The sequence below is a fragment of the Pseudomonas sp. 3MA1 genome (genome assembly GCF_029237275.1).
GTDB lineage: Bacteria > Pseudomonadota > Gammaproteobacteria > Pseudomonadales > Pseudomonadaceae > Aquipseudomonas > Aquipseudomonas fluorescens_AP.
The window spans coordinates 536,682-562,581 of the sequence record NZ_JAACFX010000002.1 but is presented as its reverse complement, the minus strand read 5'-3'; the positions used below and the strand labels follow the sequence as shown (position 1 = coordinate 562,581).

The following is a 25,900-nucleotide window of genomic DNA, read 5'->3' as shown; positions in this document are numbered from 1 at the left end:
CCATTGCGATGACGCCTCTAGACGCCAAGCGCCCGCTGCAGCTCAACGATCAGGGCCAGCTGCGCCATTTCCTGTCCCTCGACGGCCTGAACCGCGAGCTGCTGACGGAAATCCTCGACACCGCCGACTCGTTCCTCGAAGTCGGCGCCCGGGCGGTGAAGAAAGTCCCGCTGCTGCGCGGCAAGACCGTGTGCAACGTGTTCTTCGAGAACTCCACCCGCACCCGCACCACCTTCGAGCTGGCGGCCCAGCGGCTGTCGGCGGACGTGATCACCCTGAATGTCTCGACCTCCTCGGCGAGCAAGGGTGAAACCCTGTTGGACACCCTGCGCAACCTGGAAGCCATGGCCGCCGACATGTTCGTGGTGCGCCACGGCGACTCCGGCGCCGCGCACTTCATCGCCGAACACGTGTGCCCCCAGGTGGCGATCATCAACGGCGGCGACGGCCGTCACGCCCACCCGACCCAGGGCATGCTCGACATGCTGACCATCCGCCGGCACAAGGGCGGTTTCGAGAACCTCTCGGTGGCCATCGTCGGCGACATCCTGCACTCGCGGGTCGCGCGCTCGAACATGCTGGCGCTGAAAACCCTCGGCTGCCCGGACATCCGCGTGATCGCGCCGAAAACCCTGCTGCCCATCGGCGTCGAGCAATACGGGGTCAAGGTCTACACCGACATGACCGAAGGCCTGAAGGATGTGGACGTGGTGATCATGCTGCGCCTGCAGCGTGAGCGCATGCAGGGCGGCCTGCTGCCCAGCGAAGGCGAGTTCTACCGCCTGTTCGGCCTGACCACCGCACGCCTGGCCGGGGCCAAGCCCGACGCCATCGTCATGCACCCGGGCCCGATCAACCGCGGCGTGGAGATCGAATCGGCGGTGGCCGACGGCCCGCATTCGGTGATCCTCAATCAGGTGACCTACGGCATTGCAGTGCGCATGGCCGTGCTGTCCATGGCCATGAGCGGGCAGACCGCCCAGCGACAATTCGAGCAGGAGAACGCCCAGTGAAGCTCAGCATTCTCGGCGCCCGCGTCATCGATCCAAGCAGCGGCCTGGATCAAACCACTGATCTGCACCTGGAAGCCGGCAAGATCGTCGCCATCGGCGCCGCTCCCGGCGGTTTCAATGCCGTCACTATCATCGATGCCAAGGGCCTTGTGGCCGCGCCCGGCCTGGTGGACCTGAGCGTCGCCCTGCGCGAGCCGGGCTACAGCCGCAAGGGCAGCATCGCCGGCGAAACCCGCGCCGCCGCGGCCGGTGGCGTCACCAGCCTGTGCTGCCCACCGCGCACCAAGCCGGTTCTGGACACCTCGGCGGTGGCCGAGCTGATCCTCGATCGCGCCCGCGAAGCCGGCAACAGCAAGGTGTTCCCCATCGGCGCCTTGAGCAAGGGCCTGGAAGGCGAGCAACTGGCCGAGCTGATCGCGTTGCGTGACGCCGGTTGCGTGGCTTTCGGCAACGGCCTGGACGGCTTCCGCAGCACCCGCACCCTGTGCCGCGCCTTGGAATACGCCGCCACCTTCGACCTGACGGTGATCTTTCACTCCCAGGATCGCGACCTGGCCGAAGGCGGCCTGGCCCATGAAGGTGCTACCGCCAGCTTCCTCGGCTTGCCGGGGATTCCCGAAAGCGCAGAAACCGTGGCCCTGGCCCGGGACCTGCTGCTGGTGGAACAAAGCGGCGTGCGCGCTCACTTCAGCCAGCTGACCAGCGCCCGCGGCGTTGAGCTGATCGCCCAGGCCCAGGCCCGCGGCCTGCCAGTGACCGCCGATGTTGCCTTGTATCAGCTGATCCTCACCGACGAGGCGCTGATCGACTTCTCCAGCCTGTATCACGTGCAGCCGCCACTGCGTTCACGGGCCGACCGTGACGCCTTGCGCGAGGCGGTGAAGTCCGGGGTGGTGCAAGCCATCTCCAGCCATCACCAGCCCCACGAGCGCGACGCCAAGCTGGCGCCGTTCGGTGCCACCGAGCCAGGCATCAGCAGCGTCGAATTGCTGCTGCCGCTGGCCCTGACCCTGGTTCAGGACGGTTTGCTGGACCTGCCGACCCTGCTGGCGCGCCTCAGCGCTGGTCCGGCCGCCGCCTTGCGCCTGCCGGCGGGCAAGCTGGTGGAAGGTGGCGCGGCGGACCTGGTCCTGTTCGACCCGGCCAGTTCCACCGTGGCCGGCGAGCGCTGGCTGTCCAAGGGCGAGAACTGCCCGTTCCTCGGCCATAGCCTGCCGGGCGCGGTGCGCTACACCCTGGTGGACGGACACATCAGCTACCAGGGCTGATTGCCTGGCAAACACCCTGTAGCCGCTGCCGCAGGCTGCGAACGGCTCCGAAGGAGCCGCCGCGCCTGATGGCGCACTGCGACAGTAGCTACATGCAACGCCATCACCGCCTGCGCCGATGACGGAATCAACGGCGCTTGGCGTTTTCCAGGGACACCTGATCGTTCAGGGTCCAGAAGTCGTACAGCACCCCGAGGAAGAACAGGCCGCCGGTGAACAAGTAGATCACCCCGCTCAGCCATTTGCCCTGGTACATGCGGTGCACGCCGAAGACTCCGAGGAAGGTCAGCAAAATCCAGGCGACGCTGTACTCCAGCGGGCCCGAGGTGAAACGCAAGTCCGCTTCCCGGTCCATGGACGGGATCAGAAACAGGTCGATCAGCCAGCCAATGCCCAACAGACCGAAGGTGAAGAACCAAATGGTCCCGGTCACAGGCTTGCCGTAATAGAAGCGGTGGGCACCGGTAAAGCCGAAAATCCACAACAGGTAACCGATCACCTTGCTGTGAGTGTCATGGGCGGATGCATCCTGACGATAGGTGTTCATTAAGAGCCTCTTTGCAGGTGATAGATAAATATTCTTAAAACCTTTGTGACTTTTTTACAGGCATTCGACATGTGGGCAATGTTACCTTCTCTCCCGTCAAAGCCTTGTACCGCCTGACTTCTGACAGTTTTCTGCGTCAAGTTGCCACCTCTTTGCCGAAGTTGACCCCAAGGTTGAATCGACAAACGGCCACGGAAGTGACCTGAAAGCTGTTATAAAGTTGCGCGCAAACCAAATAAGAGCCTTGCCTAATGCGACCATTTTTCAAGACATGGCTAACCATTTGCCTATTAATGCCACTGGCCGCCCACGCCACCAACCGTGAGCAACGACTTCCCAACGTCAATGGCTACACCCCGAAACCTCATGTTTCGACGGTCACCGCCAAGAACAAGAGCAACATCAAGCACCCCACCCGCCTGAGCAAGACCGATAGCAAGCTGGTGGCCAACAACGCCGGCCGGCCGAGCACTACTGTCCTCAGCCGCGCGGTCAACGTCCTCGGTACGCCTTATCGTTGGGGCGGCAGCAGCCCAAGTAAAGGCTTCGATTGCAGCGGCCTGGTGCGTTACGCCTTCAACGACGTTGCCGCCGTGGATCTGCCGCGCACCTCCAACGCCATGGCCAGCGGCCACGGGCAGAAGGTCGAACGCAAGGACCTGAAGCCGGGCGACCTGCTGTTCTTCAACATCAAGAGCCGCAAGGTCAACCACGTCGCTATCTACCTGGGCGAAGACCGCTTCATCCACGCCCCGCGGCGCGGCAAGGCGGTGACCATCGACACCCTGAAGAAGCCCTACTGGCAGAGCCACTATGTGGTTGCCAAGCGGGTCCTGCCCAAGGAACACGCGCCTCTGCGGGTCGTGCAGCGCTAATCTGCTGATTCGCCCATTCGCCGGCAAGCCGGCTCCTACGCCCACCTGTAGGAGCCGGCTTGCCGGCGAATGCATTTCCAGCCCGGTCAAAAGCTCTCCGGCATCCTTGCCTGCTCCCGCGCCTGCTCACGGCTGATCAGCCCTTGCCCGAGCAAGGCCTTGAGGCTCATGTCCAGGGTGCGCATGCCCTGGGCGCCGCCGGTCTGGATCGCCGAATACATCTGCGCCACCTTGTCCTCGCGAATCAGGTTACGAATCGCCGGGCTGCCCCGCATGATTTCGTGTGCCGCCACTCGGCCACCACCGACCTTCTTCAGCAACACCTGGGCAATCACCGCCTGTAGCGACTCGGCCAGCATCGAGCGCACCAGGGCCTTTTCTTCCCCCGGGAACACGTCCACCAGCCGGTCGATGGTCTTGGCCGCGGATGCAGTGTGCAGGGTGGCGAACACCAGGTGCCCGGTTTCGGCTGCGGTCAGGGCCAGGCGGATGCTCTCCAGGTCGCGCAACTCGCCCAGCAGGATGATGTCCGGGTCTTCCCGCAGCGCCGCGCGCAAGGCGCTGGCGAAGCTCTGGGTGTCGCGCTGCACTTCACGCTGGTGCACCAGGCAGCTGTGCTGCGGATGCACGAATTCGATGGGGTCTTCGATGGTGAGGATGTGCTGGCGCCGATGCCGGTTCAGGTGATCGATCATCGCTGCCAGGGTGGTGGACTTGCCGCTGCCGGTGGGCCCGGTCACCAGCACCAGCCCCCGGGGCGTCTCGGCAATCTGCCGAAACACATCCCCCAGCCCCAACGCTTCCAGGCTCTGTACCCGCGCAGGAATCAGGCGCAGCACCGCGCCGGCGCCCCGGGCATGCTGGAAGGCATTGACCCGAAAGCGCGCCACGCCCGGCAGCTCGTAGGCGAAGTCCAGGTCCCGGGTGGCGGCGAAAGCTTGGCGCTGGGGTTCGCTCATCAGGCCGTGGATCAAGGCCAGCGTCTGCTGTTGGTCCAGGGCAGGCCCTTCCAGCGCGCCGATATCGCCGTCGATCCGCAACAGCGGCGCCAGTCCGGCGGACAGATGCAGGTCGCAAGCCCCTCGGGCGACGCTCAAGAGCAAGAGTTCGGTGATGTCCATAGTGGCCCCCAATTCCAGTAGAATGCCGCGAGCTTCAGACCCGCCCGCCCCTGGGCGCCGGCCATTGCCCGATGCAAGGGCAAGGTCCGCCACGGCCATCGAGCAATGCTCTGGCCAGTGGAGGGTGAGGGTCTGGTGGATTCACGCGGCAGCCGGCAGGCCGAGGCCGCCGGTACTTTTGAGAAGAAATCGAATGTCCACGATAGCAGACAACATCGCCCAGCTCGCCGAGCGCATCCGCAGCGCCTGCCAGGCCGTACAGCGTGACCCGGCCAGCGTCCAGTTGCTGGCCGTGAGCAAGACCAAGCCCGCCGCCGCCCTGCGCGAAGCCTACGCCGCCGGCCTGCGGGACTTCGGCGAGAACTACCTGCAAGAAGCCCTGGGCAAGCAACAGGAACTGGCCGACCTGCCCTTGAGTTGGCACTTCATCGGCCCCATTCAGTCGAACAAGACCCGTGCCATCGCCGAGCACTTTGCCTGGGTGCATTCCGTGGATCGCCTGAAAATCGCCCAACGCCTGTCCGAGCAACGCCCGGCCGAGCTGCCGCCGCTGAACATCTGCATCCAGGTGAACGTCAGCGGCGAAGCCAGCAAATCCGGCTGCACCCCGGCCGACCTGCCGGCCCTGGCCAGCGCCATCAGCTCATTGCCGCGCCTGCAACTGCGCGGGCTGATGGCGATACCCGAGCCCACCGAGGATCGGGCCGCCCAGGAGGCTGCCTTCGCCGCGGTGCAGGCCTTGAACAATCAACTGCGGGACAGCCTCAAGCTGCCCCTGGACACCCTTTCCATGGGCATGAGCCACGACCTCGAAGCGGCCATTGCCCAAGGCGCCACCTGGGTGCGGATCGGCACCGCGCTGTTTGGCGCCCGCGACTACAGTCAGTCCTGATGCGACTGACCCTGACCTCTCATAAGGACCTGTCATGAACACGACTCGTATCGCTTTTATCGGTGCCGGCAACATGGCGGCCAGCCTCATCGGCGGCCTGCGCGCCAAAGGCCTGGAGGCGGCGCAGATCCGCGCCAGCGACCCCGGAGCCGAAACCCGGGCCAAGGTGGCGGCCGAGCACGGCATCCAGGTGTTTGCCGACAACGCCGAGGCCATCGCCGGCGTTGACGTGATCGTCCTGGCGGTCAAGCCCCAGGCCATGAAAGCCGTGTGCGAGGCCCTGCGTCCAAACCTGCAGCCGCAGCAACTGGTGGTGTCCATCGCCGCCGGCATCACCTGCGCCAGCATGAGCCACTGGCTCGGCGAACAACCCATAGTGCGCTGCATGCCCAACACCCCGGCGCTGCTGCGCCAGGGCGTCAGCGGCCTGTATGCCAACGCCCGGGTCAGCCCTGAACAGCGCCATCAGGCCGAGGAGCTGCTGTCCGCCGTGGGCATCGCCCTGTGGCTGGATCAAGAGCAGCAACTGGACGCCGTAACGGCTGTCTCCGGCAGCGGCCCGGCGTATTTCTTCCTGCTGATCGAAGCCATGACCGCCGCCGGCGAGAAACTCGGCCTGCCACGGGAAACCGCCGCCCAACTGACCCTGCAAACCGCCCTGGGCGCGGCCCACATGGCCGTTTCCAGCGACGTCGACGCCGCCGAACTGCGCCGCCGCGTGACCTCGCCGGCGGGGACCACGGAAGCGGCCATCAAATCCTTCCAGGCCAACGGCTTTGAAGCCCTGGTGGAGCAAGCCCTGGCTGCCGCCGCGCACCGTTCGGCCGAGATGGCCGAACAACTCGGTCGTTAATTCGCCCCCACAAAGGAACCCATAATGTTCGGACTCAACGACGCTGCCATTTTCGTGATTCAGACCCTGGGCAGTCTGTACCTGCTGGTGGTCCTGCTGCGCTTCATCCTGCAAGTGGTACGGGCGAACTTCTACAACCCGATCTGCCAGTTCATCGTGCGCGCCACCCAACCGCTGCTCAAACCCATGCGCCGGGTCATTCCCAGCGTGTTCGGCCTGGACCTGTCGTCGCTGGTCCTGGCGCTGATCGTGCAGATGCTGCTGTTCGCCATCATCCTCACCCTCAGCTACATCCCCTTCAACGTCCTCGGGCTGCTGCTCTGGGCGCCGATCGGTATCTTCGCCCTGCTGCTCAAGGTGTGGTTCTTCGCCATGATCATCAGCGTGATCCTGTCCTGGGTCGCGCCCGGCAGCCAGAGTCCGGGCGCCGAGCTGGCCTACCAGATCAGCGAGCCGTTCCTGGCGCCGTTCCGTCGCATCGTGCCGAACCTGGGCGGCCTGGATATTTCGCCGATCCTGGCCTTTATCGTGATTCAGCTGCTGCAGCAGTGGCTGATTCCCCGCCTGGCGTTCTACACCTTCATGCCCCGCGAGCTGTTCGGGCTGATCTGATGAGTTTTTTCCGCTGGGACGGTGACGATCTGATTCTCGATTGTCACCTGCAACCCAAGGCCAGCAGCGATGAGTTCGCTGGCCTGCATGGGGAGCGCTTGAAAATCCGCCTCACCGCGCCGCCCGTGGAGGGCAAGGCCAATGCGCACCTGATGGCGTTCCTGGCCAAGGCCTTCGGCATCCCCAAGAGCCACGTCAGCCTGGTCAGCGGCGAGTTGAACCGGCAGAAGCGCGTGCGCCTGCAAGCGCCGAAGAAGCTGCCGGATCTGCCGGGGCTGGCGCGCCCAGCCTGATTCGCCGACAAGCCGGCGCCTGCGCCCCATGTCCGCCGCAGGAGCGGGCTTGCCAGCGAAGCTCCCCCGCCATTTTCCCCGACGAAACACAGCCCCGGGCTTTGCTTGCCGCTGGGGGCAGTGGTCTTTAGACTTACGCCTCATTTGAACGAGAGCAGGATCGATGCCAACTGCCTTCCCCCCCGATTCTGTTGGTCTGGTCACACCGCAACTGGCCCACTTCAGCGAACCCCTGGCCCTGGCCTGCGGACGCTCGCTGCCCGCCTACGACCTGATCTATGAAACCTATGGTCAGCTCAATGCCAGCGCCAGCAACGCGGTGCTGATCTGCCACGCCCTGTCCGGCCATCATCACGCCGCCGGCTACCACAGCCTTGATGACCGCAAGCCCGGTTGGTGGGACAGCTGCATCGGTCCCGGCAAGCCCATCGATACCAACAAGTTCTTCGTGGTCAGCCTCAACAACCTCGGCGGCTGCAACGGCTCCACCGGCCCCAGCAGTATCAATCCGGACACCGGCAAGCCGTTTGGCGCCGACTTCCCGGTCTTGACCGTGGAAGACTGGGTGCACAGCCAGGCGCGCCTGGCGGACCGCCTGGGCATCGGCCAGTGGGCGGCGGTGATCGGCGGCAGCCTGGGTGGCATGCAGGCCCTGCAATGGACCATCACCTACCCGGACCGGGTCCGGCACTGCCTGGCCATCGCCTCGGCGCCCAAGCTCTCGGCGCAGAACATCGCCTTCAACGAAGTGGCGCGCCAGGCGATCCTCACCGACCCGGAATTCCACGGCGGCTCGTTCCAGGAACAGGGCGTGATCCCCAAGCGCGGGCTGATGCTGGCGCGCATGGTGGGGCACATTACCTACCTGTCCGATGACTCCATGGGCGAGAAGTTCGGCCGTGGCCTCAAGAGCGAGAAGCTCAACTACGACTTCCACAGCGTCGAGTTCCAGGTGGAAAGCTACCTGCGCTACCAGGGCGAGGAGTTCTCCGGGCGGTTCGACGCCAACACCTACCTGCTGATGACCAAGGCCCTGGACTATTTCGACCCGGCGGCGAACTTCGACGACGACCTGGCCAAGACCTTCGCCAACGCCAGCGCCAAGTTCTGCGTGATGTCCTTCACCACCGACTGGCGCTTCTCCCCGGCCCGTTCCCGGGAGCTGGTGGACGCGCTGATGGCCGCGCGCAAGGACGTCTGCTACCTGGAGATCGACGCACCCCAGGGGCACGACGCCTTCCTGATCCCGATCCCGCGCTACCTGCAGGCCTTTAGTCACTACATGAACCGCATAACGCTGTGAGGACACGATGAGAGCCGATCTGGAAATCATCCAGGAATGGATCCCCGCCGGCAGCCGCGTCCTCGACCTGGGCTGCGGCAACGGCGAGCTGCTGAGCTGGCTGCAGGAACACAAGCAAGTCACCGGCTACGGCCTGGAAAACGACCCGGACAACATCGCCGAGTGCGTGGCCAAGGGCATCAACGTGATCGAGCAGGACCTGGACAAGGGCCTGGGCAACTTCGCCAGCAACAGCTTCGACATCGTGGTCATGACCCAGGCCCTGCAGGCCGTGCACTACCCGGACAAGATTCTCGACGAGATGCTTCGGGTCGGTCGCCAATGCATCATCACCTTCCCCAACTTCGGTCACTGGCGCTGCCGCTGGTACCTGGCCAGCAAGGGCCGGATGCCGGTCTCGGAGTTCCTGCCGTACACCTGGTACAACACGCCGAACATCCACTTCTGCACCTTCGAGGACTTCGAAGAGCTGTGCCGCGAGCGCCAAGCCCGGGTGATCAACCGCCTTGCCGTCGATCAACAACACCGCCACGGGTGGGCCAGTAAGCTATGGCCTAATCTGTTGGGAGAGATCGGCATCTACCGCGTCAGCAGTCCCGGTCTGCAAGAGCACAAAGTCGCGGTTTAAACCACGTTGCATCGAGGAGAACCATCATGGGACGTCTGGTGACATTTATATTGGCTGCCTGCCTGAGCTTCAGCGCCCTGGCGGCGGACCCGATCAAGAGCGAACGCAAGGAAGTGTTCGGTGACATCACCGTGCACTACAACACCTTCAACTCCACCTACCTGCAACCTGACGTCGCCAGGGCCGCGGAGCTGGTTCGCAGCAAGAACCAGGGCGTGATCAACGTGTCCCTGATCAAGGATGGCAAGCCGCTGGTCGGCCAGGTCAGCGGCACGGTCAAGGACCTGACCAGCAAGAGCATCCCGCTGAAGTTCCGCCAGATCAGCGAACAGGGCGCGATCTACTACATCGCCCAGTTCCCGGTGGAACAGCAGGAAACCCGTACCTTCACCATCACCGTGCAAACCGGCGGTGACACCAACAGCTTCAGCTTCAACCAAGAGCTATTCCCGGGCGAATAATGAACCTTACGCAACTCGTACTGGCCAGCCACAACGCCGGCAAACTCAAAGAACTCCAGGCCATGCTCGGCGCCTCGGTGCAATTGCGCTCGATCGGCGAGTTCAGCAGCGTCGAGCCGGAAGAAACCGGCCTGTCGTTCGTCGAAAACGCCATCCTCAAGGCGCGCAATGCCGCGCGCATTTCCGGTTTGCCGGCGCTGGCCGACGATTCCGGCCTGGCGGTGGACTTCCTCGGTGGCGCGCCGGGCATCTACTCGGCGCGCTATGCCGACGGCCAGGGCGACGCGGCGAACAACGCCAAGCTGCTCGACGCTCTGAAGGACGTGCCCGAAGCACAGCGCGGCGCGCAGTTCGTCTGCGTCCTGGCCCTGGTGCGGCACGCCGACGATCCGCTGCCGATCCTCTGCGAAGGCCTGTGGCACGGGCGCATCCTTACCGCCGCCAGCGGCGAGCACGGCTTTGGCTACGACCCGCTGTTCTGGGTGCCGGAACGTGACTGCTCCAGCGCCGAGCTGGGCCCCGAGGAGAAAAACCAGCTCAGCCACCGCGCCCGCGCCATGGTCATGCTGCGGCAACGCCTGGGCCTGAAATGAGCCAAGACCGATCCGCGTCGCCGCTGATTCTCGGCGGCGCGCCAACGCCTCGGGCGGCGCTGCCCCAGTTGCCGCCCCTGGCGCTGTACATCCACATCCCGTGGTGTGTACGCAAATGCCCCTATTGCGATTTCAACTCCCACGCCGCCAGCCCGACGCTGCCGGAAGAAGAGTACGTCGACGCCCTGCTCGCCGATCTCGATCTGGAGCTGCACGCGGTCCATGGCCGCGAGCTGAGTTCGATCTTCTTCGGCGGCGGCACCCCGAGTCTGTTCAGCGCCCAAGCCCTGGGCCGGCTGCTCAAGGGCGTGGAACAGCGCATCCCCTTCGCCGGCGATATCGAAATCACCCTGGAAGCCAACCCCGGGACCTTCGAGCAGGAGAAGTTCACCGCCTACCGCGCCCTGGGCATCAACCGCCTGTCCATCGGCATCCAGAGCTTCCAGGAACAGAAGCTCAAGGCCCTGGGACGCATCCACAACGGCGATGAAGCGATTCGCGCCGCTGGCATGGCACGCCAGGCCGGGTTCGACAACTTCAACCTGGACCTGATGCACGGCTTGCCGGACCAGTCCCTGGACGATGCCCTGGACGACCTGCGCCAGGCCATCGCCATGAAGCCGACCCACCTGTCCTGGTACCAGCTGACCCTGGAACCCAACACGGTGTTCTGGAACCAGCCGCCAGTGCTGCCGGAAGACGACACCCTGTGGGATATCCAGGAAGCCGGCCAGGCGCTGCTGGCCGAGCATGGCTACGTCCAGTACGAAGTCTCGGCCTACGCCCAGCCCGGACGCGCGGCGCGGCACAACCTGAACTACTGGAGCTTTGGCGATTTCATCGGCATCGGCGCTGGCGCCCACGGCAAGCTCAGCCACCCGGACGGGCGCATCCAGCGCACCTGGAAGACCCGCCTGCCCAAGGACTACCTGAACCCGGCCAAACCGTTCAAGGCCGGCGAGAAAGACCTGGGCAACGAAGAACTGCCGTTCGAGTTCCTGATGAACGCCCTGCGCCTCACCGACGGTGTGGACGCCGCACTGTTCGCCCAGCGCACCGGCCTGGACCTGAGCAGCCTTGCCGAAGGCCGGCGCCAGGCCGAACAAAGCGGCTTGTTGCAGGTCGAACCGTCACGCCTGGCGGCCACGGCCCGTGGGCAACTCTTCCTCAATGACCTGCTGCAATACTTTCTGATCTAAGGAAATCACATGGATCTGGTACTCGACCTGCTTGCCACCGTGTCCCGCTGGAGTCGCAGCAACCTCTCGGAAATCGCCCTGGCATTGGTGGGCTGCCTGCTGGTGCTGTTCGGCGCGGACATCAAGGGCTGGGTCGAGCAACGCCTGGGCGGCATCGCCGGCGCCCTGCGCGTGCCGCTGATGGCCCTGCTGTGCATGGTCGGCAGCGGCCTGGCGCTGATCTATGCCACGCCGTGGATCGTCCGCGGCCTGAGCCAGTTCAATAACTACAGCCTGGCGCCGGTGCTGCTGGTGGTGCTGGTGCTGATCGGCGTGATCGCTGATCGTCGCTGATTCGCAAGGCCCCTTCGCCGGCAAGCCGGCTCCTACACCAAGCCGGCGAACGCAATCCAACGGCCGCTCCCGCTATCAAGGAAGAACATGAGCAAGAAAGTCATCGAGGACATCAGCAAGTTCCTCAGCTACGTGCTGCGCCACGAGCCCCAGGCCATCGGCCTGGAACTGGACAGCCAAGGCTGGGGCGACATCGACGCGCTGATCAGCGGCGCCGCCAAGGGCGGCCGACAACTGAGCCGGGAACTGATCGAGCGGGTGGTCGAAGGCAACGACAAGAAGCGCTTCGCCCTCTCCGCTGACGGCCGGCGCATCCGCGCCGTTCAGGGGCACTCCAACAAGACCGTGCAATTGCAGCTTGAGGCAAAGCAACCGCCCGCGGTGCTCTACCACGGCACCGCCACGCGCTTCATGGAGTCGATCAATGAGAAGGGGCTGATCCCGGGTTCACGGCACCACGTGCACCTGTCCCAGGAGATCGACACCGCCCGGGCCGTGGGCCAGCGTTACGGCCAGGTGGTGATCCTGCAGATCGACGCCCAGGCCATGCAGGCCCAGGGCTTCAGGTTCTATCAGGCGGAGAATGGGGTGTGGCTGACCGACCAGGTGCCGGTCGATTTCATCCAGGCCCTGTAGGAGCCAGCTGGCTGGCGAAGGCACCCTTGCCGGCCTCTTCGCGGGCAAGCGAACGCCACCCAGCCAGCTCCTACAACAGCGGGGCTCAGTCGATCTTTTCGAACTTCAGGTCCCACACGCCGTGACCCAGACGCTCGCCACGACGCTCGAACTTGGTGATCGGGCGCTCGGCCGGGCGCGGCACGCACTTACCGTCTTCGGCCAGGTTGCGATAACCCGGGGCAACGTTCATCACTTCCAGCATGTATTCGGCATAAGGCTCCCAGTCGGTGGCCATGTGCAGAATGCCGCCCACCTTGAGCTTGCTGCGCACCAGCTCGGCGAAGGAGGCCTGGACGATCCGGCGCTTGTGGTGCCGGCTCTTGTGCCACGGGTCGGGGAAAAACAGCATCAGGCGGTCCAGGCTGTTGTCGGCAATGCAGCGGTTGAGCACTTCAATCGCGTCGCAATCGTAGACCCGCAGGTTGGTCAGGCCCTGGGTCAGCACGCCATTGAGCAGCGCACCGACACCCGGACGGTGAACTTCCACGCCGATGAAGTCCTGCTCCGGGGCCGCCGCGGCCATTTCCAGCAGCGAGTGGCCCATGCCGAAGCCGATTTCCAACGAGCGCGGCGCCGAACGGCCAAACACCTGGTCGTAGTCCACCGGGGCGTCGGCCAGGGGCAGCACGTACAGCGGCGCGCCCTGATCCAGGCCGCGCTGCTGGCCTTCGGTCATGCGCCCGGCGCGCATCACGAAACTCTTGATGCGGCGGTGTTGGCGCTCGTCGCCGGCTTCCGGCTGGATTGGCGTGTCGTTTGATTCAGTCATCAATGGCTCTTACTTGATCAGACCATCCAGCGGCGAGGAGGCGCTGGCATAGAGTTTCTTCGGCATGCGACCGGCGAGGTACGCCAGGCGGCCCGCGACAATCGCGTGTTTCATGGCTTCGGCCATCATTACCGGTTGCTGCGCGTGGGCGATGGCCGAGTTCATCAGCACCGCTTCACAGCCCAGCTCCATGGCGATGGTGGCGTCGGAAGCGGTGCCAACACCGGCATCCACCAGCACCGGGACCTTGGCTTCTTCGAGGATGATCTGCAGGTTGTACGGGTTGCAGATCCCCAGCCCGGTGCCGATCAGGCCGGCCAGCGGCATGACCGCGATGCAGCCCATTTCCGCCAGCTGGCGGGCGATGATCGGGTCGTCGCTGGTGTAGACCATCACGTCGAACCCTTCCTTGACCAGCACTTCGGCGGCCTTGAGGGTTTCCAGCACGTTGGGGAACAGGGTCTTCTGGTCGGCCAGCACTTCCAGCTTTACCAGGTTGTGGCCATCGAGCAGCTCACGGGCCAGGCGGCAGGTGCGCACGGCTTCGACCGCGTCATAGCAGCCGGCGGTGTTGGGCAGGATGGTGTAGCGATCCGGCGGCAGGATATCCAGCAGGTTCGGTTCGCCCGGGTTCTGGCCGATATTGGTCCGGCGCACGGCGACGGTGACGATCTCGGCACCCGAGGCCTCGATGGCCAGGCGGGTTTCTTCCATGTCGCGGTACTTGCCGGTGCCTACCAGCAAACGCGACTGGTACGTCCGACCGGCCAGGACGAAAGGCTTGTCACTACGAACGTTGCTCATCGGAAATCCTCTGTTGGGGTGAGGTTCTTGCAGAATTCTTTATCAGGCCCGGGGCGCTGGTGAGCCTCGATCCGGGGGCCGGTGAAAGCATGTCGTCCATGAAAGGGCCCGGAGTCGGGCCAGGGCGCTGCGCAGATCAGCGCCAGCGCTGTTGAGGCCAGTGACTAGCCGCCGCCGATGGCGTGGACCACTTCCACCTGGTCGCCCTCGTTGAGGGCCGTCTCGGCGTGCTGGCTGCGCGGAACGATATCCAGGTTGAGCTCCACCGCGATCCGCCGTCCGCTCAGCTCCAGCTGGCTCAACAGGGCCGCAACGGTCGAGCCGTCGGGCAGTTCAAAGGATTCACCGTTCAACTGAATGCGCATGCTCAAGGCCGCCATCATTTTTAGGGGCCAGCATTCTAGCCCGATCGTGACCTAAAGGTCAGCTATAAGCGTCAGGCGGCCCCTTGCAGGCGCCAGGCGGCGAGCCCCAGCAGGAACCAGCCAACGAGGAAGGCCAGACCGCCGAACGGGGTGATGATGCCCAGCTTGCCGATGCCGCTCAGGGTCAGCAGGTACAGGCTGCCGGAGAACAGCAGGATGCCCAGGGTGAAGGCCGCGCCAGCCCAGGTCACCAGCCGCCCGGGAACATGTGCCGCCAGCAAGGCGACGCCGAACAGGGCCAGGGTGTGCACCAACTGGTAGGTCACGCCGGTATGAAAAATAGCCAGGTATTCCGTGCTCAGGCGGTTTTTCAGGCCGTGGGCGGCGAAGGCGCCGAGGGCAACCCCGGTGAAACCGAAGAAGGCGGCCAGCATCAGGAAGCCACGCAGCATGAGGAACTCCAATCAGATTCAGCGCAAAGGGTCTGTATAATGGCGCGCTCAACGGGTTCGGCCAAGCCATCTCTATGCTGCGTTATCTGTTTCGTCGCCTTGTAAAAGCCTTGATGTGGTTCGTGGTCGGTAGCGTGCTGCTGGTGCTGCTGTTTCGTTTCGTGCCGCCACCGGGCACCGCCCTGATGGTGGAGCGCAAGATCGAATCCTGGATCGACGACGATCCCATCGACCTGCAGCGCACCTGGACACCCTGGGACGAAATCTCCGACAACCTCAAGCTGGCGGTCATCGCCAGCGAGGATCAGAAATTCCCCGACCACTGGGGCTTCGATATCGATGCGATCCAGGCGGCCCTGGCCCACAACGAACGCGGTGGTTCGATCCGCGGCGCCAGCACCCTGAGCCAGCAAGTGTCGAAGAACCTGTTCCTGTGGTCTGGCCGCAGCTACCTGCGCAAGGGCCTGGAAGCCTGGTTCACCGCCCTGATCGAGGTGTTCTGGCCCAAGCAGCGGATTCTCGAGGTCTACCTCAACAGCGCCGAGTGGGATGAAGGGGTATTCGGCGCCGAGGCGGCTGCGCGCCATCATTTCGGCGTCAGCGCGGCCAGCCTGTCGCGCCAGCAGGCCAGCCTGCTGGCGGCGGTGCTGCCCAATCCACGGGTGTGGAGCGCAGCGCGGCCCAGCACCTATGTACTGCAACGGGCCGGCTGGGTTCGGCGGCAGATGAGCCTGCTGGGCGGCGCCGACTATCTGAATCGATTGAACGAGTCGCGCAAGGCGCCTTGGGCGGAGTAACCCGAGACTGGTTTTGCACCTGCTCTTCTTGAGCAGGTTCGAGAGGGGCGCCGGGCTGGGGGTTCGCCGGCAGCCGGCTCCTGCGACAACCGCACAAACAAAAACGCCCCGATCATCTCGGGGCGTTTTGCATGACGCTTCAGACTTAAGCGGCGATGGACAGTTTCAGCTTGTTCATCGCGCTCTTTTCCAGCTGGCGGATACGCTCGGCGGAAACGTTGTACTTCTGCGCCAGGTCGTGCAGCGTGGCTTTCTCTTCGGCCAACCAGCGCTGGTAGAGAATGTCGCGGCTACGCTCGTCCAGCACTTCCAGCGCTTCGTGCAGGTTGTGGGTGGAGTTGTCGCTCCAATCGGCATCTTCCAGTTGCAGCGCCGGATCGTAACGATGGTCTTCCAGGTAGTTGGCCGGCGATTGGAAGGCGCTGTCGTCGTCCGCTTCAGCGGCCGGATCGAAGGCCATGTCCTGGCCGGTCAGACGGCTTTCCATCTCGCGCACTTCACGGGGCTCGACGCCCAGGCTTTCCGCCACGCGATGCACTTCTTCATTGTTCAGCCAGGCCAGACGCTTCTTCTGGCTGCGCAGGTTGAAGAACAGCTTGCGCTGGGCCTTGGTGGTCGCGACTTTGACAATCCGCCAGTTACGCAGGATGAACTCGTGAATCTCTGCCTTGATCCAGTGCACGGCAAAGGACACCAGGCGCACGCCCATTTCCGGGTTGAAGCGCTTCACGGCTTTCATCAGGCCAACGTTGCCTTCCTGGATCAGGTCGGCCTGGGCCAGCCCGTAGCCGGAATAGCTGCGGGCGATATGTACGACAAAACGCAGGTGGGCGAGCACCATCTGCCGAGCCGCCTCAAGATCCTGCTCATAGTAGAGACTCTCGGCCAGTTCACGCTCCTGCTCGGGCGTCAGCAATGGAATGCTGTTCACCGTGTGCACATAGGCCTCCAGGTTGGCGCCTGGAACCAATGCGTAAGCAGGTTGCAAAGAAGTGGTCATACGAAAAAACCTCCGACTCACATAACTCGTGCAGTTCAGCACTGCGAAAATTGACCGGGAACCGCGAAACAAGTTCCCAAATATTCTGAAAGGTCAATACAAGCAAAAAGACATTACTTCGGTGCCAGCTCCCTCAGGTGGCGGGCCACCGCAATCCACGCACCGATATAACCCAACAGCACCGCCCCAAGCAAGAGCGACAGACCATCGGCGACCGGCACTCCCGCCAGGGCAAAATCACTGCCATACAGGCCAGCCAGACCGACCACCGCGTCGTTCAGCCAATCCAGGCCGAACGCCAGTACGCCCCAGGACAGAATCCCCGCACCGAAGCCATACAGCGCGCCCATATAAAGGAAGGGACGTCGCACATAGCTGTCCGTGCCGCCGACGAGTTTAATCACTTCTATCTCGGTGCGGCGGTTTTCAATATGAAGACGAATGGTATTGCCTATCACCAAAAGTAATGCAGAAACCAACAGCACCGTCAGACCGAAGACAAAACGGTCCCCCAGCTTGAGGATCGCCGCCAGTCGCTCGACCCAGACCAGGTCCAGCTGCGCCAATTGCACCTTGGGCATGTCCGCCAGACGCTGGCGCAAGGCCTCAAGCGTAGCCTTGTCCACCTCGTTCGGCGTCACCAGCACCACGCCCGGCAACGGGTTGTGCGGCAACTCGCGCAAGGCCTCGCCCAGCCCGGACTGCTGCTGGAACTCTTCCAGGGCCTTTTCCTTGCTGATGAACTCGGCATCCGCCACCCCGGGCAGGCCCTTGATCTCTGTACTGAGTTTCTCGCCCTCGGCCGCCGAGGCACCCAGCTCCAGGTACAGCGAAATCTGCGCCGCCCGCTGCCAGGAACCGCCCAGGCGTTCGACGTTGTTGAGCAGCAGCGACAGGCCCATGGGCAGGCTCAGGGCCACGGCCATCACCAGGCAGGTAAAGAAGCTGCCGATGGGCTGCTTGCCCAGGCGCCGCAGGCTGTCCAGCAGGCTGGCACGATGGCTTTCGATCCAGGCGTGCAACAGCGTGGCGAAATCCGGGCCGTCGTCTTCGTCGCGCTTTTTCTTCGGCGGCGGTGCTTCGGAAGCCTTGGGCGCTACGCGCTCCGCCACTTTAGGGGTACGTGTTGCACTCATACGCCGGCCTCCCCGTCACCGATCAGTCGGCCGCGCTGCAGGGTCAGCATGCGGTGACGCATGCGCGCGATCAGCGCCAGGTCGTGACTGGCGATCAGCACGCTGGTGCCCAGGCGGTTGATATCTTCGAACACGCCCATGATTTCCGCCGCAAGACGCGGGTCGAGGTTACCGGTGGGCTCGTCCGCCAGCAGCAGGGCAGGGCGGTGGACGATGGCCCGGGCGATGCCCACTCGCTGTTGCTGACCGGTGGACAGGTCGCCGGGGTACAGATCGGTCTTGTCCGACAGGGCCACGCGCTCCAGGGCCGAATCCACCCGCTTGGCGATTTCCGCCTTGGACAGACCGAGGATCTGCAGCGGCAGCGCGACGTTGTTGAACACGGTGCGATCGAACAGCAATTGGTGGTTCTGGAACACCACGCCGATCTGCCGCCGCAGGAACGGGATCTGCGCATTGCTGATCTGCCCCAGGTCCTGGCCGGCCAGCAGCAGCTTGCCCGAGGTCGGGCGCTCCATGGCCAGCAGCAGGCGCAGCAAGGTGCTCTTGCCGGCACCGGAGTGGCCGGTGACAAACAGGAATTCGCCGCGACGGACGCGAAAGCTCAGCTCATGCAGGCCAACGTGGCCATTGGGATAGCGCTTACCGACCTGTTCGAAACGAATCATGAACGCTCCCGCTCGGCAAACAGTGCCTGGACAAAGGGTTCGGCTTCAAAGGTACGCAGGTCGTCGATGCCTTCACCGACCCCGATATAGCGGATCGGCAGGCCGAACTGCTTGGCCAGGGCGAAGATCACCCCGCCCTTGGCGGTGCCATCGAGTTTGGTCAGGGCCAGGCCGGTCAGTTCCACGGTCTGGTTGAATTGCTTGGCCTGGTTGATGGCGTTCTGGCCAGTACCGGCATCCAGCACCAGCAGCACTTCGTGGGGCGCATCGGCGTCGAGCTTGCCGATCACCCGGCGGACTTTCTTCAGCTCTTCCATCAGGTTGTCTTTGGTGTGCAGACGCCCCGCCGTGTCGGCGATCAGCACGTCAATGCCACGGGCCTTGGCCGCCTGCACCGCATCGAAGATCACCGAGGCGGAATCGGCGCCGGTGTGCTGGGCGATCACCGGGATCTTGTTGCGCTCGCCCCAGACCTGCAGTTGCTCCACCGCCGCGGCGCGGAAGGTGTCGCCGGCCGCCAGCATGACTTTCTTGCCTTCCAGCTGCAGCTTCTTCGCCAGCTTGCCGATGGTGGTGGTCTTGCCGGCGCCGTTGACGCCCACCACCAGGATCACGAAAGGCTTGTTCTGGGCGACGATTTTCAGCGGCTGCTCCACCGGCTTGAGCATGCTGGTGAGCTCGGCCTGCAACGAGGCATACAGCGCGTCGGAATCGGTGAGCTGCTTGCGCGCCACCTTCTGGGTCAGGTTCTGGATGATCACCGAAGTCGCCTCGACCCCGACGTCGGCGGTCAGCAGGCGGGTTTCCAGGTCTTCCAGCAAGTCGTCATCGATGGCCTTCTTGCCCAGGAACAGGCTGGCCATGCCTTCGCCGATACTGGCGCTGGTCTTGGACAGGCCCTGCTTCAAACGGGCGAAGAAACCGACCTTGTTCTCTTCAGCAGGACGGACTGGCTCGACCACGGGCTCGGGCTCCGCCGCCTGGGCAACCGGCTCGGCAACAGGAGCAGGAGCAGGAGCAGGAGCAGGAGCAGCAGGCTCGGGGGCGACGAAGACCGGCGCTACCGGCGTTTGCACTTCGAGCACTGGCGCCGGAGCGACAACCGGGGCTTCGACCACCGGTTCAGGCGCAGCGGCCAGGACCGGAATCGGCGGCGCGACATGCTCCGCCTGGGTGTCCTCCACCAGCGCCACCGGCTCTTCCGCAACCGGCAGCGTCAGCCAGGGCTTGTGCTCCGGGCTCGGAGTCAGGGGCAGCTCGGGCGCGGCGGCCGCGACCGGCTCGGCCTGGACCCGGGGTTGCAGCACCGGCTCGCCGGTCGACAGCACCACCGGCTCGCTCGGGGCGACGCTGGGTGCGGTTTCAATGACCGGAGCCGGTACGGGCTCGACAGGCACTTGCGGCTGTTCGACGACGGGTTCCTGCGGCTTTTTGCGCAGCCATCCGAACAGGCCTTTCTTCTCGCCAGCCGCGGCTGGGGTCTTTTTGTCGTCGTTGGAACCAAACATGGAGACGGCTATCTCAAGGTAGCGATGCGCCACTGGGCGCCTCGGTAAATAAATATTCGATGCAGAACAGACTGTGTTTATTCCAGCTTGTTCACGCGCAACATGTTGTCGAAATGCCCAAAGGCACTTCAAGGAGCGATTTTACTAAAGGACTGGAACGGCAAAATCGGCGAAAAGTCGCAGTTTAGCTGACAAATCAAGGCTTATTGCCGGTAACTCATACAACCTGCTCAAGTACCTGCTGATCCGCGAAGACCTGATAGGCGTGGCCGCCAGTAAAACGGATCAGTATCCTAGCACCTCCTCGCCCGCTGACGCTAAGAACACACGGGCAGCCCAACAGGTTTAAAAACGAATGAATGCTCTAGCCCGCCGCGCCGCAGGCCTGCTGCTCAGCACAGTTTGTCTGCCCCTTGCAGCCCTGGCTGCCGACCCGCAACCCACCCACGAATTCACCCTCGACAACGGCCTCAAGGTCGTGGTCCGCGAAGATCATCGCGCGCCGGTGGTGGTGTCCCAGGTCTGGTACAAGGTCGGCTCCAGCTACGAAACCCCGGGCCAGACCGGTTTGTCCCACGCCCTGGAACACATGATGTTCAAGGGCAGCGAGAAGGTCGGCCCCGGCGAAGCCTCGTTGATCCTGCGCGACCTGGGCGCCGAAGAGAACGCCTTCACCAGCGACGACTTCACCGCTTATTACCAGGTCCTGGCCCGCGACCGCCTGGGCGTGGCCCTGGAACTGGAAGCCGACCGCATGGCCAGCCTGCGCCTGCCGGCCGACGAGTTCGCCCGCGAGATCGAAGTGATCAAGGAAGAACGCCGCCTGCGCACCGACGACAAGCCGCTGTCCAAGGCCTACGAGCGCTTCAAGGCCATGGCCTACCCGGCCAGCGGCTACCACACGCCGACCATCGGCTGGATGGCCGACCTGAACCGGATGAAGGTCGAGGAACTGCGCCACTGGTACCAGGCCTGGTACGTGCCAAACAATGCCACCCTGGTGGTGGTCGGCGACGTCACCCCGGACGAAGTGAAAACCCTGGCCCAGCGTTACTTCGGCGCCATTCCCAAGCGTGACGTGCCACCGGCGAAGATCCCCATGGAACTGGCCGAACCCGGCGAGCGCCTGATCACCCTGCACGTGAAGACCCAACTGCCGAGCCTGATGCTGGCCTTCAACGTGCCGAGCATCGCCACCGCCGAGGACCAGCGCTCGGTGCACGCCCTGCGTCTGGCCGCGGCCCTGCTGGACGGCGGCTACAGCGCACGCATCCCGACCCTGCTGGAGCGTGGCGAAGAGCTGCTGTCCAACGGCTCCACCAGCTACGACGCCTACACCCGGGGCGACAGCCTGTTCATGCTCTCGGCCACCCCCAACAGCCAGAAGAAGAAAACCATCGCCCAGGCCGAGGCCGGGCTGTGGCGCCTGCTGGAGCAACTGAAGACCACCCCGCCGTCCGCCGAGGAACTGGAGCGGGTGCGGGCCCAGGTGATCGCCGGGCTGGTCTACGAGCGTGACTCCATCACCAGCCAGGCCAGCGCCATCGGCCAGCTGGAAACCGTCGGCCTGTCGTGGAAGCTGATGGACACCGAGCTGGCGGAACTGCAAAGCGTGACCCCGGAAGACATCCAGAAGGCCGCCCGCACCTATTTCACCCGGGAGCGTATGAGCGTGGCCCACGTACTGCCTGAGGAGTCCGCTCATGAGTAAGCGCAAGAATGCTTCACCGGTCCTGCTGGGCCTGGCCCTGGTCGCCCTGCTCACCGCCGGTGGCCTATACCTGTCGCGCTCCGGCGAGAGCAATGCCAGCCAGGCCCTGGACAACGCCAAGAGCAGCCAGAAGCTGCAGTCCCTGGCCGAGCTGGATGGCAAGGCCCCCAGCCATCGCAACCTCAATGTGCAGACCTGGAACACCGCCGAAGGCGCCAAGGTGCTGTTCGTCGAAGCCCGCGAGCTGCCGATGTTCGACATGCGCCTGATCTTCGCCGCCGGCAGCAGCCAGGACGGCAACACCTCCGGCCTGGCCCTGCTGACCAACGCCATGCTCAACGAAGGCGTGCCCGGCAAGGATGTGGGCGCCATCGCCCGGGGCTTCGAGAGCCTGGGCGCGGATATCGGCAACGGTGCCTACAAGGACATGGCCGTGGTTTCGCTGCGCAGCCTCAGCGCGGTGGATAAACGCCAGCCGGCGCTGAAGCTGTTCGCCGAAGTGGTGGGCAAGCCGACCTTCCCGGCCGACTCCCTGGCGCGGATCAAGAACCAGCTGCTCGCCGGCTTCGAGTACCAGAAGCAGAACCCCGGCAAGCTGGCCAGCCTGGAGCTGATGCAGCGCCTGTACGGCAGCCATCCCTATGCGCATGCCAGCGAAGGCAACGCCAAGAGCGTTCCGACTATCACCCAGGCGCAACTGCAGGCCTTCCACGCCAAGGCCTATACCGCCGGCAACGTGGTGATCGCCCTGGTTGGCGACCTCTCGCGCAGCGACGCCGAAGCGATTGCCGCGCAGGTTTCCGCTGCCCTGCCCAAAGGCCCGGCCCTGGCCAAGGTCGAGCAACCCAGCGAACCCAAGGCCAGCATCGGCCATATCGAATTCCCGTCGAGCCAGACCAGCCTGATGCTGGCGCAACTGGGCATCGACCGCGACGATCCGGACTACGCCGCCGTATCCCTGGGCAATCAGATCCTCGGCGGTGGCGGTTTCGGCACCCGGCTGATGAGTGAAGTGCGCGAGAAACGCGGCCTGACCTACGGCGTCTACTCGGGCTTCACCCCGATGCAGGCCCGTGGCCCGTTCATGATCAACCTGCAGACCCGCGCGGAAATGAGCGAAGGCACCCTGAAACTGGTGCAGGACGTGTTCGCCGACTACCTGAAGAACGGCCCGACCCAGAAGGAACTGGACGACGCCAAGCGTGAACTGGCCGGCAGCTTCCCGCTGTCCACCGCCAGCAACGCCGATATCGTCGGCCAGCTGGGGGCCATGGGCTTCTACAACCTGCCGTTGAGCTACCTGGAAGATTTCATGCGTCAATCCCAGGCACTGACGGTGGAACAGGTCAAGGCCGCCATGAACAAGCACCTCGGCGTCGACAAGATGGTCATCGTCAGCGCCGGCCCCACCGTCGCGCAAAAGCCGTTGCCGCCCCCCACTGACAAACCCGCCGAGCAGCCGCTCGGGGTTCCGGAGCACTGATGGCCCGTCCAGCCCGTCCCAGCAAGAAACCCGTCCACAACCAGCACAATGGCGTGGGCCAGTTGCGCATCATCGGCGGTGAGTGGCGCAGCCGTAAGCTGAGCTTCCCTGATCTGCCGGGGCTGCGCCCGACCCCGGACCGGGTGCGCGAAACCCTGTTCAACTGGCTCGCTCCCTATGTCGCCGGGGCCAAGGTCATCGACCTGTTCGCCGGCAGCGGCGCGGTGTTCCTCGAAGCCCTGTCCCGTGGCGCCGCCACGGGCCTGGCCCTGGACAGCAGCAGCGTGGCCATTTCCAGCCTGCGCGAGCACCTGGGAACGCTGCGCTGCACCGTGGGCCAGGCGCAGACCGCCGACGCCCTGCGCTACCTGGAAACCCAGCCGGCAACCCCGTTCGACCTGGCCTTCCTCGACCCGCCGTTCAACCAGAACCTGCTGCCTGCCGCCTGCGCCCTGCTGGAAGAGCGCGGCTGGCTGGCGGACGACGCCTGGATCTACACCGAAAGCGAAACCGCGCCATCGACCCTGGGCCTGCCCGGGCGCTGGCGCCTGCACCGTGAACAAAAATCCGGGCAGGTCTACTACTCGCTGTGGCAACGTATGGCAGACAACGCCGCGTAGCCCCTGCCTACGTTTGGCCGGAACAAGGCGCGCACCCCGCCCGGGCTGCGCGCCGCTGCATCGAGATCCTCCCCGTGCCCGACTCGCCTGATCGTTTCATCCCCGCCTTCGGCCTTGGCAACCCGCACCTGCAGACCCTATGGGGCCCGCTGTGGCGCCCGACCACTCACCTGGAGCGCCAGCGCGAGCGCTTGTGGCTGGACGACGGCGACTTTCTCGATCTGGACTGGCACGGCCCGCATAGCGCCGAAGCTCCTCTGGTGCTGGTGCTGCACGGCCTGACCGGCTCCTCCAACTCTCCCTACGTGGCCGGCCTGCAGCAGGCCCTCGCCGCTCGGGGCTGGGCCAGCGCGGCGCTGAACTGGCGCGGCTGCTCCGGCGAACCCAACTTGCTGCCCCGCAGCTACCACTCCGGCGCCAGCGAAGACCTGGCCGCGGCCATCGCCCACCTGCGGGCCAAGCGTCCGCTGGCGCCGCTGTATGCGGTGGGCTATTCGCTGGGGGGCAATGTGCTGCTCAAGTACCTGGGGGAAAGCGGCAGCGCCAGCCCGTTGCAGGGCGCCACGGCGGTGTCGGTGCCGTTTCGCCTGGACCAGTGCGCCGACCGCATCGGCCGGGGATTTTCCAAGGTCTACCAGGCGCACTTCATGCGCGAGATGCTGGCCTACATCAAGGACAAGCAGCGCCAGTTCCAGCACGACGGCCGCCATGAAGGCCTGGCCACCCTGGCGCAACTGGGCCCGCTGACCAAGATGCGCACCTTCTGGGACTTCGATGGCCGGGTCACCGCGCCGCTGCATGGCTTTGCCGATGCTCACGACTATTACCGCCGCGCCTCCAGCCGCTATTTTCTCGGCGAAATCCGTACCCCGACCCTGATCATCCAGGCCGCGGACGATCCCTTCGTATTCCCCCACAGCCTGCCCGAGGCCAGCGAATTGTCCGCCAGCACCCGGTTCGAACTGCAGGCCAAGGGCGGTCACGTGGGTTTTGTCGGCGGCAGCCTGAAACATCCGCGCTACTACCTGGAACAGCGCATTCCGCAATGGCTGATGGACCTGGGCCGCCATGGCTAAGTCCACCCGGGAGTCGATCCGCTTCTGGCAGACCGAGCCCCTGGCCGGGGTCGAGCTGCTGGCGGCGCGCTATATCGAGCAGCGCTTCGTGCCTCATGTGCACGAGGGTTATGTGATCGGCATGATCATGGCCGGGGCCCAGCGCTACCGCTATCGCGGCGCCGAGCATCTGGCGGGCAGCGGCACCCTGGTGCTGATCAACCCGGACGAGCTGCACACCGGCGCCAAGGGCGTCGAGGACGGCTGGCTGTACCGGGCCTTCTACCCGGACAACCGGCAGATTCTCGGCCTGCTGGATGAACTGGAGCTGCCCAGCGGCAGCCTGCCGGCCTTCGGCGCCACCCTGTACCGCGACCCGGATCTGGTGCAGGGTTTTGCCCGCCTGCACCACCTGCTGGAAAGCCCGGCCACGGCCCTGCAGCAACAGACCCAATGGCGGGAAATGCTGCTGTTGCTGCTGCAGCGACACGCCGGAGTCCGGGCGCCGGGCGAACCCGGGCAGGAGCACCGGGCGATTGTCCAGGCCAAGGAACTGCTGCGCTCGCAGTTGGCCGCGCCGCCGTCACTGGAGGAGTTGGCGGCGGCGGTGAACCTGTCGCCGTTCCATTTCGCCCGGGTGTTTCGCCGGGCCACCGGGATTCCGCCCCACACCTGGCTGATGCAGCAGCGCATCGCCAAGGCCCGGGCCCTGTTGCGCGATGGCTGCCTGCCGCTGGAAGTGGCCACGCAATTGGGATTTGCCGACCAGAGTCACCTCAGTCGGCAGTTCAAGCAGGTGTATGGGGTGGCGCCGGCGGCTTATCGCAGTGCCGTTCTGCAGTAGGGCGGTGCGGCTTTCGCGA

Annotated in this window: 30 protein-coding genes; 20 read left to right on the top strand and 10 right to left on the bottom strand. The window is 64.7% G+C overall.

Features of this window, described 5'->3' with window-relative positions; genetic code table 11:
- Positions 1 to 8: 8 nt before the first annotated feature.
- Entirely contained in the window at positions 9 to 1,013 is a 1,005-nt protein-coding gene (locus GWQ44_RS07755) for an aspartate carbamoyltransferase catalytic subunit (protein ID WP_275926978.1), read from the top strand.
- Positions 1,010 to 2,281, top strand: coding sequence for a dihydroorotase (locus GWQ44_RS07750; protein ID WP_275926977.1), 1,272 nt, complete (start codon positions 1,010 to 1,012; stop codon positions 2,279 to 2,281). Before GWQ44_RS07755 ends, GWQ44_RS07750 begins: the two co-directional genes overlap by 4 nt.
- Positions 2,282 to 2,408: 127 nt before the next feature.
- Here the strand turns inward: GWQ44_RS07750 and GWQ44_RS07745 are convergent, their stop codons facing one another.
- A complete protein-coding gene (locus GWQ44_RS07745) occupies positions 2,409 to 2,828 on the bottom strand; it encodes a TM2 domain-containing protein (RefSeq protein WP_016964945.1) in 420 nt (139 codons plus the stop codon).
- A gap of 251 nt (positions 2,829 to 3,079) precedes the next feature.
- Between GWQ44_RS07745 and GWQ44_RS07740 the strand changes: the two genes are divergently transcribed.
- Complete coding sequence (locus GWQ44_RS07740; protein WP_016964946.1) at positions 3,080 to 3,703, top strand: C40 family peptidase; 624 nt, start codon at positions 3,080 to 3,082, stop codon at positions 3,701 to 3,703.
- A gap of 86 nt (positions 3,704 to 3,789) precedes the next feature.
- On the opposite strand, the gene GWQ44_RS07735 is transcribed toward GWQ44_RS07740, so the two are convergent.
- On the bottom strand, positions 3,790 to 4,824 hold the full coding sequence (locus GWQ44_RS07735) for a type IV pilus twitching motility protein PilT (protein WP_199010904.1): 1,035 nt from the start codon (positions 4,822 to 4,824) through the stop codon (positions 3,790 to 3,792).
- Positions 4,825 to 5,017: 193 nt separating this feature from the next.
- Here GWQ44_RS07735 and GWQ44_RS07730 point away from each other — a divergent pair, with 193 nt between their 5' ends.
- From GWQ44_RS07730 to GWQ44_RS07680, 11 genes are all read left to right on the top strand, one after another.
- Positions 5,018 to 5,716 (top strand): YggS family pyridoxal phosphate-dependent enzyme, encoded by a 699-nt coding sequence (locus GWQ44_RS07730; RefSeq protein WP_016967631.1) that lies wholly within the window; start codon positions 5,018 to 5,020, stop codon positions 5,714 to 5,716.
- A 34-nt stretch (positions 5,717 to 5,750) separates the two neighbouring features.
- A complete protein-coding gene (gene proC / locus GWQ44_RS07725; RefSeq protein WP_016967630.1) occupies positions 5,751 to 6,569 on the top strand; it encodes a pyrroline-5-carboxylate reductase in 819 nt (272 codons plus the stop codon).
- 24 nt (positions 6,570 to 6,593) lie between these two features.
- Entirely contained in the window at positions 6,594 to 7,181 is a 588-nt protein-coding gene (locus GWQ44_RS07720) for a YggT family protein (RefSeq protein WP_016967629.1), read from the top strand.
- On the top strand, positions 7,181 to 7,474 hold the full coding sequence (locus GWQ44_RS07715) for a DUF167 domain-containing protein (RefSeq protein WP_253128488.1): 294 nt from the start codon (positions 7,181 to 7,183) through the stop codon (positions 7,472 to 7,474). Before GWQ44_RS07720 ends, GWQ44_RS07715 begins: the two co-directional genes overlap by 1 nt.
- A 163-nt stretch (positions 7,475 to 7,637) precedes the next feature.
- A complete protein-coding gene (locus tag GWQ44_RS07710; protein WP_275926976.1) occupies positions 7,638 to 8,777 on the top strand; it encodes a homoserine O-acetyltransferase in 1,140 nt (379 codons plus the stop codon).
- 7 nt (positions 8,778 to 8,784) lie between these two features.
- Positions 8,785 to 9,405 carry a methionine biosynthesis protein MetW gene (metW, locus tag GWQ44_RS07705; RefSeq protein ID WP_016967626.1) on the top strand — a complete coding sequence of 207 codons (621 nt, stop codon included), beginning with the start codon at positions 8,785 to 8,787 and terminating at the stop codon, positions 9,403 to 9,405.
- Positions 9,406 to 9,431: 26 nt separating this feature from the next.
- On the top strand, positions 9,432 to 9,866 hold the full coding sequence (locus GWQ44_RS07700; protein ID WP_275926975.1) for a DUF4426 domain-containing protein: 435 nt from the start codon (positions 9,432 to 9,434) through the stop codon (positions 9,864 to 9,866).
- On the top strand, positions 9,863 to 10,459 hold the full coding sequence (rdgB, locus tag GWQ44_RS07695; RefSeq protein ID WP_275927066.1) for an RdgB/HAM1 family non-canonical purine NTP pyrophosphatase: 597 nt from the start codon (positions 9,863 to 9,865) through the stop codon (positions 10,457 to 10,459). The genes GWQ44_RS07700 and rdgB overlap by 4 nt, the downstream gene beginning before the upstream one ends.
- Entirely contained in the window at positions 10,456 to 11,658 is a 1,203-nt protein-coding gene (gene hemW / locus GWQ44_RS07690; protein WP_103741290.1) for a radical SAM family heme chaperone HemW, read from the top strand. The genes rdgB and hemW overlap by 4 nt, the downstream gene beginning before the upstream one ends.
- Before the next feature lie 9 nt (positions 11,659 to 11,667).
- Entirely contained in the window at positions 11,668 to 11,991 is a 324-nt protein-coding gene (locus GWQ44_RS07685) for a DUF3392 domain-containing protein (protein WP_016967622.1), read from the top strand.
- An 87-nt stretch (positions 11,992 to 12,078) separates the two neighbouring features.
- Complete coding sequence (locus GWQ44_RS07680) at positions 12,079 to 12,627, top strand: RNA 2'-phosphotransferase (protein ID WP_275926974.1); 549 nt, start codon at positions 12,079 to 12,081, stop codon at positions 12,625 to 12,627.
- Positions 12,628 to 12,712: 85 nt separating this feature from the next.
- On the opposite strand, the gene trmB is transcribed toward GWQ44_RS07680, so the two are convergent.
- From trmB to GWQ44_RS07660, 4 genes are all read right to left on the bottom strand, one after another.
- Complete coding sequence (gene trmB, locus GWQ44_RS07675) at positions 12,713 to 13,438, bottom strand: tRNA (guanosine(46)-N7)-methyltransferase TrmB (RefSeq protein WP_016967620.1); 726 nt, start codon at positions 13,436 to 13,438, stop codon at positions 12,713 to 12,715.
- A gap of 9 nt (positions 13,439 to 13,447) precedes the next feature.
- Positions 13,448 to 14,242 (bottom strand): thiazole synthase, encoded by a 795-nt coding sequence (locus GWQ44_RS07670; RefSeq protein WP_011064024.1) that lies wholly within the window; start codon positions 14,240 to 14,242, stop codon positions 13,448 to 13,450.
- Between the two features lie 164 nt (positions 14,243 to 14,406).
- Positions 14,407 to 14,607 (bottom strand): sulfur carrier protein ThiS, encoded by a 201-nt coding sequence (gene thiS, locus GWQ44_RS07665; RefSeq protein WP_047306540.1) that lies wholly within the window; start codon positions 14,605 to 14,607, stop codon positions 14,407 to 14,409.
- Between the two features lie 71 nt (positions 14,608 to 14,678).
- Complete coding sequence (locus GWQ44_RS07660) at positions 14,679 to 15,059, bottom strand: DUF423 domain-containing protein (protein WP_179599337.1); 381 nt, start codon at positions 15,057 to 15,059, stop codon at positions 14,679 to 14,681.
- A 74-nt stretch (positions 15,060 to 15,133) separates the two neighbouring features.
- Between GWQ44_RS07660 and mtgA the strand changes: the two genes are divergently transcribed.
- Positions 15,134 to 15,856: a monofunctional biosynthetic peptidoglycan transglycosylase gene (gene mtgA / locus GWQ44_RS07655; RefSeq protein ID WP_275926973.1), complete on the top strand. Its 723-nt coding sequence runs from the start codon at positions 15,134 to 15,136 to the stop codon at positions 15,854 to 15,856.
- Positions 15,857 to 16,001: 145 nt separating this feature from the next.
- Here mtgA and rpoH read toward each other — a convergent pair whose 3' ends face one another.
- From rpoH to ftsY, 4 genes are all read right to left on the bottom strand, one after another.
- Positions 16,002 to 16,856 (bottom strand): RNA polymerase sigma factor RpoH, encoded by an 855-nt coding sequence (gene rpoH, locus GWQ44_RS07650; protein WP_016967616.1) that lies wholly within the window; start codon positions 16,854 to 16,856, stop codon positions 16,002 to 16,004.
- Between the two features lie 113 nt (positions 16,857 to 16,969).
- Entirely contained in the window at positions 16,970 to 17,992 is a 1,023-nt protein-coding gene (gene ftsX / locus GWQ44_RS07645) for a permease-like cell division protein FtsX (protein WP_016967615.1), read from the bottom strand.
- Complete coding sequence (ftsE, locus tag GWQ44_RS07640) at positions 17,989 to 18,660, bottom strand: cell division ATP-binding protein FtsE (RefSeq protein ID WP_016967614.1); 672 nt, start codon at positions 18,658 to 18,660, stop codon at positions 17,989 to 17,991. The genes ftsX and ftsE overlap by 4 nt, the downstream gene beginning before the upstream one ends.
- Positions 18,657 to 20,168 (bottom strand): signal recognition particle-docking protein FtsY, encoded by a 1,512-nt coding sequence (ftsY, locus tag GWQ44_RS07635; protein WP_275926972.1) that lies wholly within the window; start codon positions 20,166 to 20,168, stop codon positions 18,657 to 18,659. The genes ftsE and ftsY overlap by 4 nt, the downstream gene beginning before the upstream one ends.
- 355 nt (positions 20,169 to 20,523) lie before the next feature.
- On the opposite strand from ftsY, the gene GWQ44_RS07630 reads away from it, so the two are divergent.
- The 5 genes from GWQ44_RS07630 to GWQ44_RS07610 all read left to right on the top strand — a co-directional run bounded on the left by GWQ44_RS07630 (position 20,524) and on the right by GWQ44_RS07610 (position 25,881).
- Entirely contained in the window at positions 20,524 to 21,879 is a 1,356-nt protein-coding gene (locus tag GWQ44_RS07630) for a pitrilysin family protein (RefSeq protein ID WP_103741292.1), read from the top strand.
- Positions 21,872 to 23,362, top strand: coding sequence for a pitrilysin family protein (locus GWQ44_RS07625; RefSeq protein ID WP_275926971.1), 1,491 nt, complete (start codon positions 21,872 to 21,874; stop codon positions 23,360 to 23,362). The genes GWQ44_RS07630 and GWQ44_RS07625 overlap by 8 nt, the downstream gene beginning before the upstream one ends.
- Positions 23,362 to 23,982, top strand: a complete 621-nt coding sequence (rsmD, locus tag GWQ44_RS07620) for a 16S rRNA (guanine(966)-N(2))-methyltransferase RsmD (RefSeq protein WP_060841554.1) — start codon at positions 23,362 to 23,364, stop codon at positions 23,980 to 23,982. The genes GWQ44_RS07625 and rsmD overlap by 1 nt, the downstream gene beginning before the upstream one ends.
- A 74-nt stretch (positions 23,983 to 24,056) precedes the next feature.
- Positions 24,057 to 25,058: a hydrolase gene (locus GWQ44_RS07615; protein WP_042940699.1), complete on the top strand. Its 1,002-nt coding sequence runs from the start codon at positions 24,057 to 24,059 to the stop codon at positions 25,056 to 25,058.
- Positions 25,051 to 25,881 carry an AraC family transcriptional regulator gene (locus GWQ44_RS07610; RefSeq protein WP_016963558.1) on the top strand — a complete coding sequence of 277 codons (831 nt, stop codon included), beginning with the start codon at positions 25,051 to 25,053 and terminating at the stop codon, positions 25,879 to 25,881. The genes GWQ44_RS07615 and GWQ44_RS07610 overlap by 8 nt, the downstream gene beginning before the upstream one ends.
- Positions 25,882 to 25,900 lie beyond the last annotated feature (19 nt).

Bases quoted from the DNA above. Each gene is read 5' to 3' on its own strand.
- GWQ44_RS07755 (WP_275926978.1), top strand. From the start codon at position 9: ATGACGCCTCTAGACGCCAAGCGCCCGCTGCAGCTCAACGATCAGGGC.
- GWQ44_RS07745 (WP_016964945.1), bottom strand. From the start codon at position 2,828: ATGAACACCTATCGTCAGGATGCATCCGCCCATGACACTCACAGCAAG.
- GWQ44_RS07740 (WP_016964946.1), top strand. From the start codon at position 3,080: ATGCGACCATTTTTCAAGACATGGCTAACCATTTGCCTATTAATGCCA.
- GWQ44_RS07735 (WP_199010904.1), bottom strand. From the start codon at position 4,824: ATGGACATCACCGAACTCTTGCTCTTGAGCGTCGCCCGAGGGGCTTGC.
- GWQ44_RS07730 (WP_016967631.1), top strand. From the start codon at position 5,018: ATGTCCACGATAGCAGACAACATCGCCCAGCTCGCCGAGCGCATCCGC.
- proC (WP_016967630.1), top strand. From the start codon at position 5,751: ATGAACACGACTCGTATCGCTTTTATCGGTGCCGGCAACATGGCGGCC.
- GWQ44_RS07720 (WP_016967629.1), top strand. From the start codon at position 6,594: ATGTTCGGACTCAACGACGCTGCCATTTTCGTGATTCAGACCCTGGGC.
- GWQ44_RS07715 (WP_253128488.1), top strand. From the start codon at position 7,181: ATGAGTTTTTTCCGCTGGGACGGTGACGATCTGATTCTCGATTGTCAC.
- GWQ44_RS07710 (WP_275926976.1), top strand. From the start codon at position 7,638: ATGCCAACTGCCTTCCCCCCCGATTCTGTTGGTCTGGTCACACCGCAA.
- metW (WP_016967626.1), top strand. From the start codon at position 8,785: ATGAGAGCCGATCTGGAAATCATCCAGGAATGGATCCCCGCCGGCAGC.
- GWQ44_RS07700 (WP_275926975.1), top strand. From the start codon at position 9,432: ATGGGACGTCTGGTGACATTTATATTGGCTGCCTGCCTGAGCTTCAGC.
- hemW (WP_103741290.1), top strand. From the start codon at position 10,456: ATGAGCCAAGACCGATCCGCGTCGCCGCTGATTCTCGGCGGCGCGCCA.
- GWQ44_RS07685 (WP_016967622.1), top strand. From the start codon at position 11,668: ATGGATCTGGTACTCGACCTGCTTGCCACCGTGTCCCGCTGGAGTCGC.
- GWQ44_RS07680 (WP_275926974.1), top strand. From the start codon at position 12,079: ATGAGCAAGAAAGTCATCGAGGACATCAGCAAGTTCCTCAGCTACGTG.
- trmB (WP_016967620.1), bottom strand. From the start codon at position 13,438: ATGACTGAATCAAACGACACGCCAATCCAGCCGGAAGCCGGCGACGAG.
- GWQ44_RS07670 (WP_011064024.1), bottom strand. From the start codon at position 14,242: ATGAGCAACGTTCGTAGTGACAAGCCTTTCGTCCTGGCCGGTCGGACG.
- thiS (WP_047306540.1), bottom strand. From the start codon at position 14,607: ATGCGCATTCAGTTGAACGGTGAATCCTTTGAACTGCCCGACGGCTCG.
- GWQ44_RS07660 (WP_179599337.1), bottom strand. From the start codon at position 15,059: ATGCTGCGTGGCTTCCTGATGCTGGCCGCCTTCTTCGGTTTCACCGGG.
- mtgA (WP_275926973.1), top strand. From the start codon at position 15,134: ATGCTGCGTTATCTGTTTCGTCGCCTTGTAAAAGCCTTGATGTGGTTC.
- rpoH (WP_016967616.1), bottom strand. From the start codon at position 16,856: ATGACCACTTCTTTGCAACCTGCTTACGCATTGGTTCCAGGCGCCAAC.
- ftsX (WP_016967615.1), bottom strand. From the start codon at position 17,992: ATGAGTGCAACACGTACCCCTAAAGTGGCGGAGCGCGTAGCGCCCAAG.
- ftsE (WP_016967614.1), bottom strand. From the start codon at position 18,660: ATGATTCGTTTCGAACAGGTCGGTAAGCGCTATCCCAATGGCCACGTT.
- ftsY (WP_275926972.1), bottom strand. From the start codon at position 20,168: ATGTTTGGTTCCAACGACGACAAAAAGACCCCAGCCGCGGCTGGCGAG.
- GWQ44_RS07630 (WP_103741292.1), top strand. From the start codon at position 20,524: ATGAATGCTCTAGCCCGCCGCGCCGCAGGCCTGCTGCTCAGCACAGTT.
- GWQ44_RS07625 (WP_275926971.1), top strand. From the start codon at position 21,872: ATGAGTAAGCGCAAGAATGCTTCACCGGTCCTGCTGGGCCTGGCCCTG.
- rsmD (WP_060841554.1), top strand. From the start codon at position 23,362: ATGGCCCGTCCAGCCCGTCCCAGCAAGAAACCCGTCCACAACCAGCAC.
- GWQ44_RS07610 (WP_016963558.1), top strand. From the start codon at position 25,051: ATGGCTAAGTCCACCCGGGAGTCGATCCGCTTCTGGCAGACCGAGCCC.